Origin of the sequence: Pseudomonas sp. ITEM 17296, from assembly GCF_028895205.1 — a bacterium.
GTDB lineage: Bacteria > Pseudomonadota > Gammaproteobacteria > Pseudomonadales > Pseudomonadaceae > Aquipseudomonas > Aquipseudomonas kermanshahensis.
In genome coordinates, this window is record NZ_WJRS01000002.1 from 335,442 (window position 1) to 354,383 (window position 18,942).

Sequence of the window (18,942 nt, forward strand, 5' to 3'; positions counted from 1 at the left end):
CCGTCGTGCTTAACATCTACAACACGCTGAGCAAAACCAAGGAAGCCTTCAAGCCGCTGGATGGCAACAAGGTGCGCATGTACGTGTGCGGCATGACCGTGTACGACTACTGCCACCTTGGCCACGGCCGCAGCATGGTGGCCTTCGACCTGGTCACCCGTTGGCTGCGCAAGAGCGGCTACGAGCTGACCTATGTGCGCAACATCACCGACATCGACGACAAGATCATCAACCGGGCCAACGAGAACGGCGAGACCTTCGACGCGCTGACCGCCCGCATGATCGACGCGATGCACGAAGACGAGCGCCGCCTCAACATCCTGCCGCCGGACCAGGAACCACGTGCCACCGATCACATCGCGGGCATGCACGCCATGATCCAGACGCTGATCGACAAGGGCTACGCCTACGCGCCCGGTAACGGCGACGTGTACTACCGGGTAGGCAAGTTCGTCGGTTACGGCAAGCTGTCGCGCAAGAAGATCGAAGACCTGCGCATCGGTGCCCGGATCGAGGTCGACGAGGCCAAGCAAGACCCGCTGGACTTCGTGCTGTGGAAGGGCGTCAAGCCGGGCGAGCCGAGCTGGGAGTCGCCGTGGGGCCCGGGCCGTCCGGGCTGGCACATCGAGTGCTCGGTGATGTCCACCTGCTGCCTGGGCGAGAGCTTCGACATTCACGGTGGCGGTAGCGACCTGGAGTTTCCGCACCACGAGAACGAGATCGCCCAGAGCGAAGCGGCCACCGGCAAGCAGTACGCCAATGCCTGGATGCACTGCGGCATGATCCGTATCAACGGCGAGAAGATGTCCAAGTCGTTGAACAACTTCTTCACCATCCGTGACGTGCTCGAGAAGTATCACCCGGAGGTAGTGCGCTACCTGCTGGTGGCCAGCCATTACCGCAGTGCCATCAACTACTCCGAAGACAGCCTGCGCGATGCAAAAGGCGCGTTGGAGCGCTTCTACCACGCCCTGCGCGGCTTACCACGGGTGGCGGCCAAGGGTGGCGAGGCGTTTGTCGAGCGCTTCAGCATGGCGATGAACGACGACTTCGGCACCCCCGAAGCCTGCGCCGTGCTGTTTGACCTAGTGCGCGAGATCAATCGCCTGCGCGACAGCGATCTCGACGCGGCAGCGGGCCTTGCTGGCCGCCTGCGTGAGCTGGGTGATGTGCTGGGTGTGCTGCAGCTGGAGGCCGACGACTTCCTGCGTGCAGGCGCAGAAGGCAAGGTCGATGCGGCTGAAGTGGAAGCGTTGATCCAGGCGCGCTTGCAGGCGCGTGCAGACAAGAACTGGGCGGAATCCGACCGTGTTCGTGACCAGCTGACCGCCATGGGCGTGGTGCTGGAAGACGGCAAGGGCGGGACTACCTGGCGCTTGGCTGACTGATCAGTGGCGCGAGGGGCTGCCACGCAGCCCTTTCGCGACACTAAACAACAGGCAGCGGTTTTCTCCCCAGCACCGCTCGCCCTTTTTTCATGCCGACCGCCAGCGCTGACAAGATCAGGGCAATACACAACCACTCCCAACCGCTAGGCACCTCATCCACGATCAAGGCTGAGCTGACGATGCCGAATACCGGAATCAGCAGCGACAGCGGCGCTACCGTGGACACCGGGTATTCGCGCAACAGGTAATTCCATCCCCAATAGCAGAAGTGCGTCGCGGCATACACCTGGAAGACCAGGGAAAAGACCACGATGGCATTCGTCTGCGCTGCCAGTGCCACGAACGGGGTTGCGCCATGCAGCCACCACGTGAGCGACAGCAAGGGTATTGGCGCAAATAGGCTGGCCCATACCACGAAGGCAAAGATTTCCTTCACCTTTGACAGCTTGATGATGACGTTGCCGATGCTCCAGGCCAGGGCACTGATCAAGACCAGCAGCAACCCTGTTGTCGTGGTTTTGCCCGGGCTTGCTGCGAGGATGCCAACCAAGCCGGTCGCTGCCAGCCCGATGCCGACCAGTTGCGGGCCGGTCAGGGGCTCGCGAAACAGCAAGCAGCCCCACGCCAGGGTAAAGAATGCACTGAACTGAATCAGTAGCGACGCGCTGCCTGGTGGCACACCCATGGCGATGCCGAGATTGATCAGTGCCCACATGGCTACGCCGAAGATCAGGCCATAGGCACCTAACCAGCGGACGGCAACCTTGGGGCGCTTGACGAAAAACACCCACGGCAATGCGCACAGCGCGAAGCGTAAGCCGGTGAGCAGCAGTGGGTCGACGTGGGCCAAGCCCAGTTTGGTGATCGGGAAGTTAAGGCCCCATAGGGCTGTGACCAGGACGGCAAGGGTCAGGTGTTTTCTGTGCATGGTTTGGCAATCTTCTGAGGTCGCGGCAGTGCGCCTTGACGCTTCAGTCACTATGCCGCGGTAACGGTTTGGCCCGCTTTCAATTCAAGGTCGAATCCAATTAAAATCAGGCCATGACCTACGTTGAAGATACGCTGTACGACGACACGCCTTGTGATGTGGTGGTGACGAGAAAGGCCTTTGCGGATGGCGAACTGTTCCCGATGCATCGCCATGGTCGAGGCCAGTTTGCCTTTGCCGCTTGCGGCGTGATCACGGTTGCAACCGAATCAGGTAATTGGGCCGTGCCGCCCTTACGGGCCATCTGGGTGCCTGCAGAAGTGGCCCATGCCATGCAGATGCGCGGCCCGGTAACCATGCTCAATGCCTATATTTGCCCGCAGGCCGCCGAGCGGGTGGGGTTGCCTGGGCATTGCCAGGTGTTTGCGGTTTCCCCTTTGGTGCAGCAGCTGCTTGAAAAGGCGATCGAAGTGCCTGCGCAGTACCCCCTGCAGGGGCGTGATGCCTGCTTGATGGGCTTGCTGCTGCATGAGATTGCCGACATGCCGGCGCTGTCGCTGAATGCGCCGATCCCCGAGGAGCCGCGCCTTGCGCGGGCATGCAGAGCGTTTCTGGCGGCGCCTTCGCTGCAAACAGGCATCGATGGCATGGCGGACTGGGCCTGCATGAGCCGGCGCACGTTCACGCGCCAGTTTCGCGTGTACACCGGGATCAGCTTCATTGAATGGCGCCAGCAGGCATGCTTGCTGGACGCCGTGGTTCGGCTTGGCAAAGGGGAGCCAGTCACCCGCGTCGCGCTGGCGCTTGGCTACAGCAGCCCGAGCGCCTTTGCGACCGTGTTCAAGCGCTTGCTGGGCGAGGCGCCCAGCCGTTACTTCGATGCCCCCGTCAATGGGCAATGCAGTACCAGTTTGGCGCCGCCCAGTTCGCTGGCGCCTACCTCCAGCCCAAACCCATGAAGGTCGACGATCGCAGCAACGATCGACAGGCCCAGCCCGAAGCCTGGGTGGCGGTGACCTTCCTCGCTGCGATAAAACCGCTTGAGTACCGCCGTACGTTCCTCTTCAGGAATCCCCGGGCCGCTGTCCTCAATGGCGATGTGCAGGCCTTGGTCGTCCTGCGTCCCCAACACGCGCACGCGGCCACCCTCTGGGGTGAACTTGATAGCGTTGCCCACCAGATTGGCCAATGCCTCGAACAGCAGTTCGCGGTCGCCGTGCAGCGCCGGTAGCTGCGCGGGCTGCTCAAGCTCCAGGCGAATACCGCCATCTTCCGCCAGCGGCAGGTAGAAGTCGTGCAGCTCTACCAGCAGACCATGCGGGTCGAGTTGTACAAAACCTGCACGCCGCTGACGGTCCTCCAGTTCACTGATGCGTAACAAGCCGCGAAAGCGCGCCATCAAGGTATCGGTTTCGCCAATCGCCTGGTCAAGCGCCTCGGCTTGCGCCGAATCTGCGGCACTCTGCTGGCGGATTCGGTACAGCTGCGCGCGCAGGCGGGTCAGCGGCGTGCGCAGGTCGTGGGCAATGTTGTCGCACACCCCCTTGACCTCGTGCATCAACCGCTCGATGCGGTCGAGCATGGCATTGACGATGGCGGCAAGCATGTCCAGCTCGTCGCGACGGGCTGACAGCGGCAGCCGGTGGGTGAGGTCGCCGGCGACTATCAACTCGGCCTGGGCCTGAATCGCGCGAATGCGCTTGAGCGGCCTGCGGCGCAGCAGGTACCAGCCGGCAAACCCGGGGATCAAGGTCAGGGAAATACCCCAGAGCAGGGCATGCAGGATGATCCGCGTGACCACGAACAACGAGCCATTGTCCCGTACCAGCACCAGCCAGCGGCCATCCTGCACTTTGATGGCCACGGCGTCGCAGCTGTCGCGTGGCATGTGCGGGTCATCGGCGTCCAGGCAGCGTTTGAGCTCATGCACCTTGCCGTCCAAGCCTAGCTCCGAAGGCAGCGTGCGCAGGCGGCCGCCAAGCGGGTTGAGCTGGGCATCGAACAGGCCGTAGGCATCGAAGCTGCGTTCCTCGAAGGCCTGGCTGGCAATCAAGGCGTCGTCCAGTTGCTTGCCGCTCATGTGTGCGAACAGGTGCTGGCGCTGCAGCATGGAATGGCGGGTCAGTTTGTTCAGGTAGCTGGAGACCTCGAAGTACAGCACCCCCATCAGGATGCTGCTCCAGGCCACGAACAGAAAGCTGTACAGTGCCAGCAAGCGGCTGGTTGACGAGCTCCAGCCCTTAGACGGGTTCAGCAATGGCATAGCCGGAGCCCCGTACCGTACGGATCAACGGCGATTGGCCGGGCGAGTCGATCTTCTTGCGCAAGCGGCCGATGTGGACGTCGATGAGATTGGTGCCCGGGTCGAAGTGATAGCCCCAGACTTCCTCGAAGATCATCATCCGCGTGATCACCTGGCCGCTGTGGCGCATCAGGTATTCGAGCAGTTTGTACTCGGTCGGCAGCAGGTTGAGGGTGTGCTCGCCGCGGCGTGCTTCGTGGCTGATCAGGTCCAGTTGCAGGTCGGCGACTTGCAGGCGGGTCTGGGTCATCGGCACGCTGTTGCGGCGCAGCAGCACCTCGACACGGGCGGCCATTTCGTCCGAGGCGAACGGCTTGGTCAAGTAGTCATCCCCCCCAGCACGCAGGCCACGCACGCGTTCGTCAACGTCGGACAGGGCGCTGATCATCAGGATCGGCGTGGCGATTTTCAGGTTGCGCAAGGTCGTGACGATGGTCAAGCCATCGACTTCGGGCAGCATACGGTCCAGGGTAATCAGGTCGTAGCCACCGGCAATCGCCTTGGCCAGGCCTTCCCGGCCATTGTCGGCCCAATCCACGTCCAGGCCGTGGCTGGAGAGTTCGGCGACGATTTCCTGGCCGGTGACGGCGTCGTCTTCGATGGTCAGTACGCGTGGCATGCTGGTTCCTGGGCGGCGAATAGAGGCTTGATTGTGCCAAAGAATAGACAAACGGCGATTTAAGAAAAATTCATCTGGCGGTTCGGGCCCGACCCAGCAGCCAAAAAAAAGGGCATGCCATCATCTGGCATGCCCCTTTGTCAGGCTTGCAAAGCGCCTCAGGCGACCTTGACGATCCAGCCTGCTGGTGCTTCGACGTCACCGCTCTGGATGCCGGTCAGCTCGTTGTAGAGCTTCTGGGTTACCGGGCCGACTTTTTCCAGATCATGGAAGACGTGCAGCTTGCCGTTGTACTCGATGCCACCGATCGGGGTGATTACCGCAGCGGTACCGCAAGCGCCTGCTTCGATGAAACGGTCGAGGTGGTTGATCTCTACATCGCCTTCGATCACTTTCAGGCCCAGGCGCGAGGACGCCAGTTCCATCAGCGACAGGCGGGTGATGCCTGGCAGCACGGAGGCCGATTTCGGAGTGACGAACTCGTTGTTGGCGGTGATGCCGAAGAAGTTGGCCGAACCGACTTCCTCGATCTTGGTGTGAGTCAGCGGATCGAGGTAGATGGCGTCGGCGAAGTTGTTTTTCTTGGCTTCAGCGCCCGGCTGCAGGCTGGCGGCATAGTTGCCACCGACCTTGGCCGCGCCGGTACCTTGTGGGGCGGCACGGTCGAAGCTGGAGATCTGGAAGTTGTGCGGCTTCATGCCGCCTTTGAAGTACGAGCCAACCGGGATAGCGAAGACCGAGAAGATGAACTCGGGGGCGGTGCGCACGCCGATGTTGTCACCGGTGCCGATCACGAACGGGCGCAGGTACAGGGCGCCTTTGCCATGGGGCGGCACGAAACGCTCGTTGGCCTTGACCACTTGCTTGCACGCCTCGATGAACACATCGGTCGGCACGTGTGGCATCAGCAGGCGGGCGCAGCTGCGCTGCATGCGTGCGGCGTTCTGGTCCGGGCGGAACAGGTTGATCGAGCCGTCCTTGCAACGGTAGGCCTTCAGGCCCTCGAAGCACTGTTGGCCGTAGTGCAGGGCAGTGGAGCCTTCACTGATGTGCAGTACGTTGTCGTCGGTCAGGGTGCCCTTGTCCCACTCGCCATTGCGCCATACGGACAGGTAGCGTTTATCGGTCTTGATGTAGTCGAAACCCAGCTTGTCCCAGTTAATGCTCTCGTTACTCATGACACCCTCGATTGTCTTGCAGATGCCCGATCGCTCGGGCTGCTGTTATATGCGCACCACGCCACGATAATACATCCGTCGCGGATCGGGAACGGCCAGTCACGAAACAGCGTGCGATTGGGTAGGGGGAGGGCGTATGTCTGGGGTTTTGCGGCGGCTATGAGGCCGAGCGCCGCCCGCGCGGCGCTTCGCAGCACAAGGCTGCTCCTACAGTCAGTTTCGGGCCAATTATTCCTGAGGCATTGACGCCCGCCTCGATACTGGCCCGAAACAGACTGTAGGAGCAGCCTTGTGCTGCGAAGCCCCGCGCAGGCGGGGCTCGATCTCGAGAGCGCCGAAGACCTTCCGCCATACACCCGGGCCACTACTTCTATCTCAGCGCCCCCGCAACCGCTTACCCCAATCCCCGCCGTGGCTCCGACTACAAGCCTCTTCACTGTCAAACCGCACATGCCAGGCCGGGTGATCCAGCCGTATCCCCACTTCATCAAGCGCCTGACAGGTCAACGCCAGCATCCGCGCTTTGGCCACCCCAGCCAGCGCTGCAGCCTTGTCTGCCTCGCGCTCGAATACCCAGGTAATGCGCAGGCTGGCAGGAAAACTGTCGGGGTCAAGGTGATGGGTAAGCCAGGTGAACCCGACAATCTCTGCCTTGGCCGTTTCGCAGGCGTCCGTCAGGCAAGCCACCAGCTCACGCTCCACACGGGCCATTTCGCGCTTGCCCATGGCCTTCATTGCGCGGCCTCATCATCGATTTGCTGGCAGAAGCGCAGGCGGTTGCCAAACGGGTCATGGACCTGCATCTGCAGGCCCCAGTCCAGGCGTTCGGCTTCGGGCCGGGCGTAGCCGTAGCGTTTGGCCTGCAGTTCGCGCTCGAGGGCGCGCAGGTCGTCGAGGCGGGCGAACACGGTCGAACCCGGGGTGGCATCGCCGTGGTGTTCGCTTAGGTGCAGGATCAACCCGTCGCGGTGGATTTGCGCGTACAGGGGCAGGTCAGGGCTGAAGCGGTGTTCCCAGTCCAGGCTGAAGCCGAGGAAGTCGAGGTAGAACTCTTTGGCTTTTTCGACCGAGAAAATACGCAGTACCGGGATGGCGGGGGCGAGCGGCATAGGGCGTCCTTGGCCGTTGATAAAGGTGCAACTGTAGCGCAGATGCGCCAATGCCTGTGTGTCTGTCGCGCAATGGCCGACGGCAATGGTTGACCACCTGCCAGCCACTGCGTAGCCTTGCCACTTCGAGGTTCTTCGGCCAGGCCGAAGCTAAGACGGGAACGCGGTACAAGCCGCGGCTGCCCCCGCAACTGTAAGCACCGACAACGGGTCGACACAGCCACTGCGTAACCGCGCGGGAAGGCGTCGCGCCCTCCAGCCCTGCTATTCAAAGCATGGCAGGTACGGTGCGAGCCAGGAGACCTGCCTCGAGGCGATTTCGACTTTCAACCGGGCGGGGTGATCCGGTGGCGAACAAGCCCGGCCGACCTGGCCCGTGGCTTTCGTCCTGCATGCCCGCGCCATCTTGCCAAGGGCATCGCGACATGAAAACACTGGCCAAACTCCCCGTCACCATCGTTACCGGCTTCCTCGGTTCGGGCAAGACCACCTTGCTTCGCCACATGCTCGACAACGCCCAAGGCCGCCGTATTGCGGTGATCGTCAATGAATTTGGCGAACTGGGCATCGATGGCGAGATCCTAAAACAGTGCAGCATCGGTTGCACCGAAGAAGAGGCCAGCGGCCGCGTGTACGAGCTGGCCAATGGCTGCCTGTGCTGCACCGTGCAGGAAGAGTTCTTCCCAGTCATGCGCGAGTTGGTCGCACGCCGTGGCGACCTTGACCACATCCTCATCGAAACCAGTGGCCTGGCGCTGCCAAAGCCGTTGGTACAGGCCTTCCAGTGGCCAGAAATCCGTAACGCCTGCACCGTCGATGCGGTCATTACCGTGGTCGACAGCCCGGCTGTGGCGGCCGGCACCTTTGCCGCCTACCCAGACCAGGTGGACGCACAGCGCAAGCTGGACCCGAACCTGGACCACGAGTCGCCGCTGCACGAACTGTTCGCTGACCAGTTGGCCAGTGCCGACCTGGTGGTGCTGAACAAGGCCGACCTGATCGACGCGGAAGGCCTGGCCAAGGTCCGCGCCGAGGTGGCCGAAGAGCTGCCGCCCGCGGTCAAGGTGATCGAGGCCAGCAGTGGCCGTCTGCCACTGGACGTACTGCTGGGCGTGGGCGCCGAGTCCGAGGTGCACATCGATGGCCGCCGTACCCACCACGATTCGCACCACGATGGCGATGATCACGACGATCATGACCACGACGCCTTCGATTCGATCTCCATCGACCTGCCAGAAGCCGACGAAAGCCTGTTGCTCGATGCCCTGACCCAGTTGGTGGTCGAGTTCGGCATCCTGCGCGCCAAAGGCTTCGCCGCCATCCCGGGCAAGCCGATGCGCCTGCTGGTGCAAGGCGTGGGTACCCGCTTCGACAAGCACTTCGACCGCGCCTGGCGTGCCGACGAACCGCGTATCACACGCCTGGTGCTGATCGGTCAGGACCTGGATGCCGTGCAGCTCGAAGCGCGTTTGCGCCAGGCCTTGGGCGCCTGACCCATGCACCTGCTGCGGACCCAGCCCGGCGGCTTCGTGCCGGATGACAGCATTGCCGACCTCGGCCAGACACCCGCCGAACTGGTGATCCTCTGCAGCGGCGATTCACACCTGGCATTGCTCGCCGACACCGCCGAGCAATTGCCCGAGGACTACCCCAGCCTGCGCCTTGCCAACCCGATGCAGGTGCAGAACCACGCCTCGGTCGACCTGTATGTCGACGAGGTGCTGCGCCATGCCAAGGTCATTTTGGTGTCGCTGCACGGGGGCGTAGGCTACTGGCGCTATGGCGTCCAGCAACTGGTCGCCCTGGCGGCCCGCGGCGTGCAGTTGATCCTGGTGCCGGGCGATGACCGCCCGGACCCTGAGCTGACCGGCCTGGGCACCGTGACCGGCGATCAGGCCGAACGCCTCTGGCACTACCTGCGCCAGGGTGGCAAGGCCAACGCCCTCAACCTGTTCAACTGCCTGGCCAACCAATGGCTGGGCCGTGACTATGGCTGGGACGAGCCGCAGCCACTGCCACGCACCTCGGTGTATCACCCGGCCAAAGGCAGTGCACTGCTTGAGGACTGGTACGCGCAGTGGCACCCGGAGCATCCGGTGGCACCGTTGCTGTTCTACCGGTCACACCTGCAAGCGGCCAACACCGCGTTCATCGACGTCTTTTGCGAGCGTTTGCTGGCGGCGAGGCTCAACCCCTTGCCGATTGCCGTGGCCAGCCTCAAGGAAAGCGCCTGCTTCGAACAGGTCGAAGCCTGGCTGGACGAAGTCGGCGCCGAGGTCTTGATCAACACCACGGGGTTTGCCTTGTCCAGCCCCGAACGCCCCAACCTGCGCCCGTTCCGCCGCGACATCCCGGTGTTGCAGGCCATTTGCGCGCAGGACAACCAACCCGCATGGGAAGCCAGCGAGCAGGGCCTGGGCGCGCGTGACCTGGCCATGCACATCGTTTTGCCGGAGCTGGACGGGCGGATCATCACCCGCCCGGTCAGTTTCAAGGACATGGCCTGGCGCAGTGAGCGCAGCCAGTCCGACGTAGTTTGTTACCGCGCCCACCCCGAGCGCATGGATTTTGTCGCCGAGCTCGCTCGGCGCTGGGTAGAGCTGGCCCGGTTAGCCAATGGCCAGAAGCGCGTAGCGCTGGTGCTGGCCAACTACCCGACCCGTGACGGCCGGATCGGCAACGGGGTAGGGCTGGATACGCCGGCAGCGGCCTTGAATATCCTCAAGGCACTGCAGGCCGAAGGGTATCCGTTGGCGGGCCTGCCAGGCACTGGCACGCAGTTGATCCAGCAGTTGCTGGGCGGCGTGACCAATGACCTCGATCACCTGGACCAACGCCCGTGCGCGCAGAGCCTGAGCCTGGATGACTACCAGGCTGCGTTTTCCCGCCTGCCTGAAGCCAACCGCCAGGCAGTGCTAGAGCGTTGGGGGCCGCCGGAGCAAGACCCGATGTACCGCAGTGGCCGCTTGATGGTTGCGGGCTTGCGCTACGGCCTGACCTTCGTCGGCATCCAGCCGGCGCGGGGCTATCAGGTCGATCAGAGCGCGGTGTATCACGACCCTGACCTGGTGCCGCCACACGCGTACCTGGCGTTTCACTTCTGGCTGCGCCATGCCTTTGCCGCCGACGCGGTAATCCACGTCGGCAAGCACGGCAACCTGGAGTGGCTGCCTGGCAAGGGGGTAGGGTTGTCTGCGCAATGCTGGCCAGACGCGCTGCTGGGCCCGCTGCCGAACATCTACCCGTTCATCGTCAACGACCCAGGTGAAGGCGCCCAGGCCAAGCGCCGAACCCAGGCGGTGATCATCGACCACCTGATGCCGCCGCTGACCCGCGCCGAAACCTATGGCCCGCTGCGTCACCTGGAACAACTGGCGGACGAATTCTACGAGGCGCAGCTGCTCGACCCGCGGCGTGCCCGCGAGCTGCAACGCGACATTCTTGAGCTGGTCAAGGCCAACCACATCGACCGGGAGCTGCAACTGGAAGGGCAGCTGGACGATGCCGCTGTGTGGCTGCCGCGTCTGGACACCTACCTGTGTGACCTCAAGGAATCGCAGATTCGCGATGGCTTGCACGTGTTTGGCCAGTCGCCCGAGGGCCGGCTGCGTTTGGACACCCTGTTGGCCTTGCTGCGTGTGGAGCGCGGTGACGGCCGGGGAGGCAATGCCAGCCTGTTGCGAGCACTGGCCAAGGCGCTGGTACCGGGCTTCGACCCGCTCGATTGCGACCTTGGGCAGCCGTGGCAGGGGCTGCAGCCTTGGCCTTTGCAGGCGATCAGCGAAGCGCCATGGCGCACCTGTGGCGATACCCGCGAGCGCCTAGAGCTGCTGGCCTTGCAGGTGATAGAGCAGGCGCTTGGCGGCACGCTGGTACTGCCGGCCCTGAGCGAATGGCAACCGGTACGTGATGTGGTGCAGGCATTGTGTGACGCGGTGGCGCCGAGCCTGGATGCTTGTGGTGCGGCCGAGGTCAACGGCCTGCTGGCGGCCTTGGCCGGCCGTTTCGTGCCGGCCGGCCCGAGTGGCGCGCCAAGCCGCGGTCGCCTGGATGTACTGCCGACCGGGCGCAACTTCTATACCGTGGATGTACGCAACCTGCCTACCACCACGGCCTGGCGCCTGGGTTTTGCCTCAGCGAGCCTGATTCTCGAGCGCCATTTGCAGGACCACGGCGACCACCTGCGCCAGTTGGGCCTGTCGGTATGGGGCACCGCGACCATGCGCACCGGCGGCGACGATATCGCCCAGGCCATGGCCCTGATGGGGGTACGCCCGGTGTGGGCCACCGGTAGCCAGCGGGTCGACGATTTCGAAATCTTGCCGCTGAGCCTGCTCGACCGCCCGCGGGTGGACGTAACCTTGCGGGTGTCTGGGTTCTTCCGCGACGCGTTCGGCAACTTGATCCGCCTGTTCGATGCTGCAGTTCAGGCGGTGGCGGCGCTGGATGAGCCTGATGACCTCAACCCGCTGGCAGCGCGCGTGCGCAGCGAGCGTGAGGCACTGCAGGCGCAGGGCGTGGAAGCCGAGCAAGCGGCGCGCCAGGCGGGCTGGCGGGTATTCGGGGCCAAGCCCGGTGCCTACGGTGCCGGGGTGCAGAATGCGATCGACGGCCGCTTGTGGCACAGCCGTGACGACTTGGCTGAGGTCTACCTCAACCATGGCGGCTACGCCTATGGTGGCAGTGATGAAGGCACCCCGGCCCGTGAGCAGTTCGCCCGCCGCCTGGGGCAGGTCCAGGCGGTCCTGCAGAACCAGGATAACCACGAGCATGACCTGCTCGATTCCAACGACTACTACCAGTTCCAGGGTGGCATGCTGGCCGCCTCGGAAACTTTGTCTGGCGTGTCGGTGGCCAGCTACCACGGCGACCACAGCCAGGTCGATCGGCCGCGCATCCGTACCCTCAAGGAGGAGCTCAACCGGGTCATTCGTGCCCGTGCGCTCAACCCCAAGTGGATCGACGGGGTAAAGCGCCATGGCTATAAGGGTGCCTTCGAAATGGCAGCAACGGTCGACAACCTGTTCGCCTTCGATGCCACCACGCACCTGATCGACGACCATCATTATCAGTCGCTGGCCGATGCCTACGTGCTCGACCCGGCGACCCGCGATTTCATGCGCGAGCACAACCCCGAGGCGCTGCGCGACCTCACCGAACGCCTGCTGGAGGCCCAGCAACGCGGCCTGTGGGAGGCGCCCGGCGATTACCGCGAAGCCCTTGAGGCGCAACTGCTTGACGGCGAGGAACAGGCTTGAAATGAGTGAACCCGTACAATTTCCGCTCGCCGCCGTGGTCGGTGCCGACGCGCTGAAACTGGCCCTGTGCCTGACCGCCATCGACCCGAAGATCGGTGGCGTGCTGATTGAAGGCCCGCGCGGCATGGCCAAGAGTACCTTGGCCCGTGGCCTCGCCGACCTGCTCGGCGAGGGGCCGTTCGTCACGCTGCCATTGGGCGCCAGTGAAGAGCGCCTGGTCGGCACCCTCGACCTGGACGCTGCGTTGGGGCAGGGCAAGGCCCAGTTTTCACCCGGTGTGCTGGCCCAGGCCGATGGCGGCGTGCTGTACGTGGACGAGGTCAACCTGTTGCCCGATACCCTCGTCGACCTGTTGCTCGACGTAGCCGCCAGCGGCACCAACCGCATCGAACGTGATGGCATCTCGCACCGGCACAGCGCGCGTTTTGTGCTGATTGGCACCATGAACCCGGAAGAGGGCGAGTTGCGACCGCAGCTGCTTGACCGTTTTGGCTTGAATGTGGCCCTCGAAGGCTTGCCGGAGCCCCAGGCGCGCCAGCAGATCATCCGCCGCCGCCTGGCGTTCGACAGCGACCCCCAGGCCTTCTGCGCGCAATGGGCAACTGCCCAGGCGCAACTGCGCGAGCGCTGCCAGCAGGCGCGCCACGACCTCGCCCAGATTGCCCTGGACGACCAGGCCCTGGCCTGGATCACCGAGCGCTGCTACGCCGCCGGGGTCGATGGCCTGCGGGCGGACCTGGTCTGGCTGCGCGCAGCACGCGCGCACTGTGCCTGGCGCGGCGGCGAGGCCATTGATGAAGCCGATGTCGAGGCGGTGGCCGAGTTCGCTTTGCGCCATCGTCGCCGTGTATCGCCCCAGCAGCCGCCGCCTTCGACACCGCCTGAGACGGGCCAGCAGAGCGCAAGCAGCCAGGGCAGCCAAGGCGGGCAGGGTGACTGGGGCGCGCTGCCACCACAGCCAGTGACCAGTGGTGCGCGTCGTGAGGTGCCGAACTGGGCAAAAAAGCCCTGAGCATCCGCCAGCGAAAAGCCCAAGGGACGGATGCCAGGCCACGTGCAGGGCAGTTGAAAGGTGCCAGCCGTGGCCGTGTACACAGCACCACTTCGGGCCGAGTAGCCTGGCTGCCGACTTTGCTCAAGGGGCGGCCACGGCTGCGTGAAGACCTCTGCTGGCAACAGCGCAGGGCTCAGCCTGGCGAACTGTGGCTGGTGATCGTCGACGCCTCGGCCTCAACCCGCCGCCACCAGGCGCTGGCGCAGACCAAAGGTTTGCTGGCAGCGTTGTTCGACCAGGCATACCGTCAGCGGGCGCGGTTGGCCCTGCTGACAGCGAGCGGGCAGACGCCGCAGTGGCAGCGACACGGCCTCAAGGCCTCGGCGGCCTTGCAGCCCTGGTTGCAAGCACTGGGGGCAGGGGGCGGTACACCGTTGATCGCCGCGTTGGAGCAAGCGCGGCAGTGGCTGCAGGCGCGGCAGCAGGCCCACCCTCATGAAGCTGTGCGCTGCCTGGTATTTACCGACGGTCGGCTGCAGCACTCGGATAACGTGCAACCGATGGGCTGTGCCACGCTACTGGTCGACATGGAGCTGGCGCCCGTTCGTCTTGGCCGTGCGCAACAATTGGCTGTGCAACTGCAGGCCGATTATCAGCACCTGGAACACTTCAAGGTCGTGGATTGAATAACAGTGCGGCGTGATACTGCGACACAATGTCGCAATAAGGTGTCGCAATAAGAAAAGTTGCAGCGGCAGCAACTGAGAAGTTGCACAAGTGCGTGGCAGGGCACGCACTTGGAGGGGCAATCGCAATTACTTCGGCATCGACCACGGTTGCAGGTCATAACCTTTTTCGCACAGCTCGGCGCGCACTTCCTCGATCAGGCTGGCCCATTGCGCAGGGTCGGAATAAATGCGCGAGGACACTTGCTTGCTGCCGATGCGGGTGCTGGTCCGGTCGATCACTGCCAGGCTCAATTCACCAGTACCATTGGGCGCATCCCAGGCTACGCACTGGAAAGGTTCGAAGGCGTGGTCGGCAATCAGCAGTGCTTCGTTGACACGGAGCGGGGCATTCATGGTTCGGTCTCTCTATGGTCCCAAACATCGAAGTGAAGTCCGCGTTGCTTTAAATTCGCCTCAATCATCGCGATATGCAGCGCGGGGTTATGTGTACTGATGCTCGTTGTCCGGGGGCAAGTCACACATTGGGTGTAAAAATTTGTTTCAAGGTTGAATCCGTTCTTGCCTGCGCCGCCATGGGATGTCGATAAAGTGCGAAAATTCCCGTCAGGGTTTGTAAAAAAATGATTCGGCAGACAGACGGTACTGGGCACCGTCAAGTTCGTTGCTACTGTTAATTGGGCGCCACAACTTGCTGTTTTACTTCACAAAACCAAACTCTGGCGCCAAGGAACGGTCATGCAGCAACCCGCTTCCCAACGCCGTTTGCTCATCGTCGACCCCTGCGACGACTGCCACCGTTTATTGCCAGGCCTGCGCAGTGCCGGCTGGGATGTGGACAGTTGTATGCTCGGCGCTGCCCTGGACCACGCCTGCGATGTTGGCCTGCTGCGGCTGCAAGCGTCGCACCTGCGCCATCCCGACGCGGTCAAGGACATGATCAAGCGCAGCAATACCGAGTGGATCGCCGTGCTCAGCGCCGAGCAACTGCGCATGCAGAACGTCGGTGATTTCGTCTGCGAGTGGTTTTTCGACTTCCATACCTTGCCGTTCGACGTTTCCCGCGTTCAGGTTACCCTCGGGCGTGCCTTCGGCATGGCGCGGCTGCGTGGCAAGGGTGCGGTGCGGGTGGATGACTCGGTTCACGAGTTGCTGGGTGAGAGCCGGCCGATCCGCGAGTTGCGCAAACTGTTGGGGAAACTGGCGCCCACCGAGTCGCCGGTTTTGATCCGTGGCGAGAGTGGCACAGGCAAGGAGCTGGTGGCGCGCACCCTGCATCGGCAGTCGCAGCGGCACGATCAGCCGTTCATCGCGATCAACTGCGGGGCGATACCCGAGCACCTGATCCAGTCCGAGCTATTTGGGCACGAGAAGGGTGCCTTTACCGGTGCGCATCAGCGCAAGGCCGGGCGAATAGAGGCGGCGCATGGCGGTACCTTGTTCCTGGACGAGGTGGGTGACTTGCCGTTGGAACTGCAAGCCAACCTGCTGCGGTTTCTGCAGGAAAAACACATTGAACGGGTCGGTGGCAGCCAGCCTATCCCCGTGGATGTGCGGGTGTTGGCGGCCACCCACGTGGACCTTGAAAAAGCCATCGAACAGGGCCGCTTTCGCGAGGACCTGTATTACCGGCTGAATGTGTTGCAGGTGGTGACGGCGCCACTGCGAGACAGGCATGGTGACCTGTCGATGCTGGCCAGCCATTTTGCCCATTTCTACAGCCTGGAGACCGGGCGCAGGCCGCGCTCGTTCAGTGACCATGCGTTGGCGGCCATGGGCCGGCATGACTGGCCGGGCAATGTGCGTGAGCTGGCCAACCGAGTGCGGCGCGGGCTGGTATTGGCCGAGGGGCGGCAGATCGAGGCGCAGGACCTGGGCTTGCAGATCGAGCAAGAGCAGCAGCCGCTGGGTACGCTGGAGGAGTACAAGCACCGGGCAGAGCGCCAGGCTTTGTGTGATGTGCTTAACCGGCACAGCGACAACTTGAGCATCGCTGCGAAAGTACTCGGTATTTCGCGGCCGACGTTCTATCGGCTGCTGCACAAGCACCAGATTCGTTGACGCCTGCCTGTGTAGGAGCAGCCTTGAGCTGCGAAGAGGCCGGTGGCAGCACTTAAGATCTCGGATGCTGCTGCCGGCCTCTTCGCAGCACAAGGCTGCTCCTACAAGGGAGGGCGGTGGCAGCACTTAAGATCTCGGATGCTGCTGCCGGCCTCTTCGCAGCACAAGGCTGCTCCTACAAGGGAGGGCGGTGGCAGCACTTAAGATCTTGGATGCTGCCGCCGGCCTCTTCGCAGCACAAGGCTGCTCCTACAAGGGCGCGATCAATGCGGTGCGCGCGGGATGGTCTTGAGCAGGTCTTCCGGGCTGATATGGCCAACCACCTGGGCCACCGCGCTGCCGGGGGTCGGCAGGTCGATGATGTGGCTTTTCATCTTGCCGACCACATGCATTTCACACGGTTTGCAGTCGAATTTCAGGGTCAACACTTCGTCGCCCTGAATCAGCTGCATCGGCGCCACCTTGGTGCGCACGCCGGTCACGCCCTTGGCCTGCTTGGGGCACAGGTTGAACGAGAAGCGCAGGCAGTGCTTGGTGATCATCACCGGCACTTCGCCGTGCTCTTCATGGGCCTCGTAGGCCGCGTCGATCAGCTGCACGCCGTGACGGTGGTAGAAATCGCGCGCCTTCTGGTTGTAAACGTTGGCCAGGAACGACAGGTGCGACTCCGGGTACACCGGAGGCGGCGTGGTTTCAGCTTTACGGCCGCCGCGCGGATGCGCCTTGACCCGAGCAGCGGTCAGCGCCTCGATGGCTTCACGGCGCAGGGCTTTGAGCTGCGAGTTAGGGATGAAATACGCCTGCGGGGCATCCAGTTCGATGGCGTTGGCGTGGTACTGGGTGGTACCCAGTTGGCCCAACAGGTCGTGCAGTTGGTCCAGCGCCTGTTGCGGCTTGTTGGCCGCGCCGAACGGGCCGTCCAGGGCCACTTGCACGCTGACGCCTTCCTCGCTGCTGACGGTGAGCATCAGCCGCTGCTCGCGCAGCACCGCGTGCCATTCCACACCCACTCGGCGTTCGGCCGACGTGCGCTGCAAGGCCTGTTGCCAGTTGTGGTCGAGGTTGCGTGACAGCGGGTGATTTGGCCGCAGTTTGTACAGGCCGTCAGGCATTTCGTTGGGTTCGACGCGGTAGCGATAGCGCTTCTGGCCGTCTTCCTCGAACTCGCCACGGGGTTCGGCAATGTTGGCGCGGAACCCCACCACCTCGCGCTTGACCAGCACGTTCAGGCCGTCGCCGTTGGTCAGCGGCACGTCAGTGGTGACCAGCATGTCGCGTTTGTTGACCTTTTCCACTACGCCCACCGGCAAGCCGGTGAACGTTGGCGAGTCGAACGCGCCGATGTCGATCTTGCGGTCGCTGACGAAGTAGTCGGTGCTGCCGCGGTGGAAGGTCTTGTCCGGGTCGGGGACGAAGAAGTGCTCGGTGCGGCCGCTTGACGCGCGGGCCAGGTCCGGGCGGTCTTCGAGGATGGCGTCGAGCTCTTTGCGGTAGTGGGCCGTGATGTTCTTCACATAGCCCATGTCCTTGTAGCGGCCCTCGATCTTGAACGAGCGCACGCCAGCGTCGACCAGGTCGCGCAGGTTGGCGGTCTGGTTGTTGTCCTTCATCGACAACAGGTGCTTCTCGAAGGCCACCACGCGGCCCTGGTCATCCTTCAGGGTGTAGGGCAGGCGGCAGGCTTGCGAGCAGTCGCCACGGTTGGCGCTGCGCCCGGTCTGGGCGTGGGAGATGTTGCACTGGCCGGAGAACGCTACGCACAGCGCGCCGTGGATGAAGAACTCGATGGCGGCGTCGGTTTCGGCAGCAATGGCGCGGATCTGCTGCAGGTTCAGCTCACGGGCCAGTACCAGCTGCGAGAAGCCCGCCTGATCGAGGAACTTGGCGCGCTCCAGGGTACGGATGTCGGTCTGGGTGCTGGCGTGCAGCTCGATCGGTGGGATGTCCAGTTCCATCACCCCCAGGTCCTGCACGATCAAGGCGTCGACGCCCGCGTCGTAGAGCTGATGGATCAGCTTGCGCGCCGGCTCCAGCTCGTTGTCGTGGAGGATGGTGTTGATGGTGGTGAACACGCGTGCATGGTAGCGACGGGCGAACTCGACCAGTTCGGCGATTTCGCTGACTTCGTTGCAGGCGTTATGGCGCGCGCCGAAGCTCGGGCCGCCGATATAGATGGCATCAGCGCCGTGCAGGATCGCTTCGCGAGCGATGGCCACGTCACGGGCAGGGCTGAGCAGTTCCAGGTGATTCTTTGGAAGGGACATGTCGTTATAGTTTCGGGCGGTCACGGTTTAGGCGGGCATTGTAGCGGTGAAACGGGCTGGTGGCATCCCTACGCTGCCCAGAGGCGGCGCGACCTGGAGATGTAGGAGCGGCCTTGCGTCGCGAAAGGGTCGCGGAGCGGCCCCAGCTGTCTTTG

15 protein-coding genes and 1 riboswitch are annotated in these 18,942 nt (G+C 63.4%); of the genes, 7 read left to right on the forward strand and 8 right to left on the reverse strand.

The features are described from left to right. Positions 1–5 precede the first annotated feature (5 nt). Positions 6–1,388 (forward strand): cysteine--tRNA ligase, encoded by a 1,383-nt coding sequence (cysS, locus tag GIB19_RS04190; RefSeq protein ID WP_085273481.1) that lies wholly within the window; start codon positions 6–8, stop codon positions 1,386–1,388. A 40-nt stretch (positions 1,389–1,428) separates the two neighbouring features. Here cysS and GIB19_RS04195 read toward each other — a convergent pair whose 3' ends face one another. Next, complete coding sequence (locus tag GIB19_RS04195) at positions 1,429–2,316, reverse strand: EamA family transporter (protein WP_274883749.1); 888 nt, start codon at positions 2,314–2,316, stop codon at positions 1,429–1,431. A gap of 113 nt (positions 2,317–2,429) precedes the next feature. Between GIB19_RS04195 and GIB19_RS04200 the strand changes: the two genes are divergently transcribed. Beyond that, on the forward strand, positions 2,430–3,275 hold the full coding sequence (locus tag GIB19_RS04200; RefSeq protein WP_265968146.1) for an AraC family transcriptional regulator: 846 nt from the start codon (positions 2,430–2,432) through the stop codon (positions 3,273–3,275). Here GIB19_RS04200 and GIB19_RS04205 read toward each other — a convergent pair. From GIB19_RS04205 to GIB19_RS04225, 5 genes are all read right to left on the reverse strand, one after another. Continuing rightward, positions 3,188–4,579: a sensor histidine kinase gene (locus GIB19_RS04205; RefSeq protein ID WP_265968147.1), complete on the reverse strand. Its 1,392-nt coding sequence runs from the start codon at positions 4,577–4,579 to the stop codon at positions 3,188–3,190. The two genes, GIB19_RS04200 and GIB19_RS04205, sit on opposite strands and share 88 nt — an antisense overlap. Further along, the gene (locus GIB19_RS04210) at positions 4,557–5,237 is read right to left on the reverse strand and encodes a response regulator transcription factor (protein ID WP_027594822.1); all 681 of its coding nucleotides are present in this window, start codon (positions 5,235–5,237) and stop codon (positions 4,557–4,559) included. Before GIB19_RS04210 ends, GIB19_RS04205 begins: the two co-directional genes overlap by 23 nt. Positions 5,238–5,395: 158 nt before the next feature. Next, entirely contained in the window at positions 5,396–6,415 is a 1,020-nt protein-coding gene (locus GIB19_RS04215; protein ID WP_274883752.1) for a branched-chain amino acid aminotransferase, read from the reverse strand. Between the two features lie 375 nt (positions 6,416–6,790). Continuing rightward, positions 6,791–7,150, reverse strand: coding sequence for a hypothetical protein (locus GIB19_RS04220; protein WP_274883753.1), 360 nt, complete (start codon positions 7,148–7,150; stop codon positions 6,791–6,793). Next, complete coding sequence (locus GIB19_RS04225) at positions 7,147–7,524, reverse strand: glyoxalase superfamily protein (protein WP_027594825.1); 378 nt, start codon at positions 7,522–7,524, stop codon at positions 7,147–7,149. Before GIB19_RS04225 ends, GIB19_RS04220 begins: the two co-directional genes overlap by 4 nt. Positions 7,525–7,635: 111 nt before the next feature. Continuing rightward, positions 7,636–7,849, forward strand: a riboswitch (cobalamin riboswitch). Positions 7,850–7,949: 100 nt separating this feature from the next. Between GIB19_RS04225 and cobW the strand changes: the two genes are divergently transcribed. The 4 genes from cobW to GIB19_RS04245 are packed head-to-tail and all read left to right on the forward strand — an operon-like array spanning position 7,950 to position 14,462. Beyond that, positions 7,950–9,017 carry a cobalamin biosynthesis protein CobW gene (gene cobW / locus GIB19_RS04230; protein WP_099429505.1) on the forward strand — a complete coding sequence of 356 codons (1,068 nt, stop codon included), beginning with the start codon at positions 7,950–7,952 and terminating at the stop codon, positions 9,015–9,017. A gap of 3 nt (positions 9,018–9,020) precedes the next feature. Continuing rightward, complete coding sequence (gene cobN, locus GIB19_RS04235) at positions 9,021–12,782, forward strand: cobaltochelatase subunit CobN (protein ID WP_274883758.1); 3,762 nt, start codon at positions 9,021–9,023, stop codon at positions 12,780–12,782. A 1-nt stretch (position 12,783) separates the two neighbouring features. Beyond that, on the forward strand, positions 12,784–13,794 hold the full coding sequence (locus GIB19_RS04240; RefSeq protein WP_186676546.1) for an ATP-binding protein: 1,011 nt from the start codon (positions 12,784–12,786) through the stop codon (positions 13,792–13,794). Positions 13,795–13,847: 53 nt separating this feature from the next. Beyond that, complete coding sequence (locus tag GIB19_RS04245) at positions 13,848–14,462, forward strand: vWA domain-containing protein (protein WP_274883762.1); 615 nt, start codon at positions 13,848–13,850, stop codon at positions 14,460–14,462. A 129-nt stretch (positions 14,463–14,591) separates the two neighbouring features. On the opposite strand, the gene GIB19_RS04250 is transcribed toward GIB19_RS04245, so the two are convergent. Next, positions 14,592–14,858: a hypothetical protein gene (locus GIB19_RS04250; RefSeq protein ID WP_013972506.1), complete on the reverse strand. Its 267-nt coding sequence runs from the start codon at positions 14,856–14,858 to the stop codon at positions 14,592–14,594. 342 nt (positions 14,859–15,200) lie between these two features. Here GIB19_RS04250 and GIB19_RS04255 point away from each other — a divergent pair, with 342 nt between their 5' ends. After that, positions 15,201–16,523, forward strand: a complete 1,323-nt coding sequence (locus GIB19_RS04255) for a sigma-54 dependent transcriptional regulator (protein WP_027594830.1) — start codon at positions 15,201–15,203, stop codon at positions 16,521–16,523. Positions 16,524–16,786: 263 nt separating this feature from the next. On the opposite strand, the gene GIB19_RS04260 is transcribed toward GIB19_RS04255, so the two are convergent. Next, positions 16,787–18,787, reverse strand: a complete 2,001-nt coding sequence (locus GIB19_RS04260; RefSeq protein WP_027594831.1) for a peptidase U32 family protein — start codon at positions 18,785–18,787, stop codon at positions 16,787–16,789. Positions 18,788–18,942 lie beyond the last annotated feature (155 nt).

Bases quoted from the DNA above. Each gene is read 5' to 3' on its own strand.
- GIB19_RS04195 (WP_274883749.1), bottom strand. From the start codon at position 2,316: ATGCACAGAAAACACCTGACCCTTGCCGTCCTGGTCACAGCCCTATGG.
- GIB19_RS04200 (WP_265968146.1), top strand. From the start codon at position 2,430: ATGACCTACGTTGAAGATACGCTGTACGACGACACGCCTTGTGATGTG.
- GIB19_RS04205 (WP_265968147.1), bottom strand. From the start codon at position 4,579: ATGCCATTGCTGAACCCGTCTAAGGGCTGGAGCTCGTCAACCAGCCGC.
- GIB19_RS04210 (WP_027594822.1), bottom strand. From the start codon at position 5,237: ATGCCACGCGTACTGACCATCGAAGACGACGCCGTCACCGGCCAGGAA.
- GIB19_RS04215 (WP_274883752.1), bottom strand. From the start codon at position 6,415: ATGAGTAACGAGAGCATTAACTGGGACAAGCTGGGTTTCGACTACATC.
- GIB19_RS04220 (WP_274883753.1), bottom strand. From the start codon at position 7,150: ATGAAGGCCATGGGCAAGCGCGAAATGGCCCGTGTGGAGCGTGAGCTG.
- GIB19_RS04225 (WP_027594825.1), bottom strand. From the start codon at position 7,524: ATGCCGCTCGCCCCCGCCATCCCGGTACTGCGTATTTTCTCGGTCGAA.
- cobW (WP_099429505.1), top strand. From the start codon at position 7,950: ATGAAAACACTGGCCAAACTCCCCGTCACCATCGTTACCGGCTTCCTC.
- cobN (WP_274883758.1), top strand. From the start codon at position 9,021: ATGCACCTGCTGCGGACCCAGCCCGGCGGCTTCGTGCCGGATGACAGC.
- GIB19_RS04240 (WP_186676546.1), top strand. From the start codon at position 12,784: ATGAGTGAACCCGTACAATTTCCGCTCGCCGCCGTGGTCGGTGCCGAC.
- GIB19_RS04250 (WP_013972506.1), bottom strand. From the start codon at position 14,858: ATGAATGCCCCGCTCCGTGTCAACGAAGCACTGCTGATTGCCGACCAC.
- GIB19_RS04255 (WP_027594830.1), top strand. From the start codon at position 15,201: ATGCAGCAACCCGCTTCCCAACGCCGTTTGCTCATCGTCGACCCCTGC.
- GIB19_RS04260 (WP_027594831.1), bottom strand. From the start codon at position 18,787: ATGTCCCTTCCAAAGAATCACCTGGAACTGCTCAGCCCTGCCCGTGAC.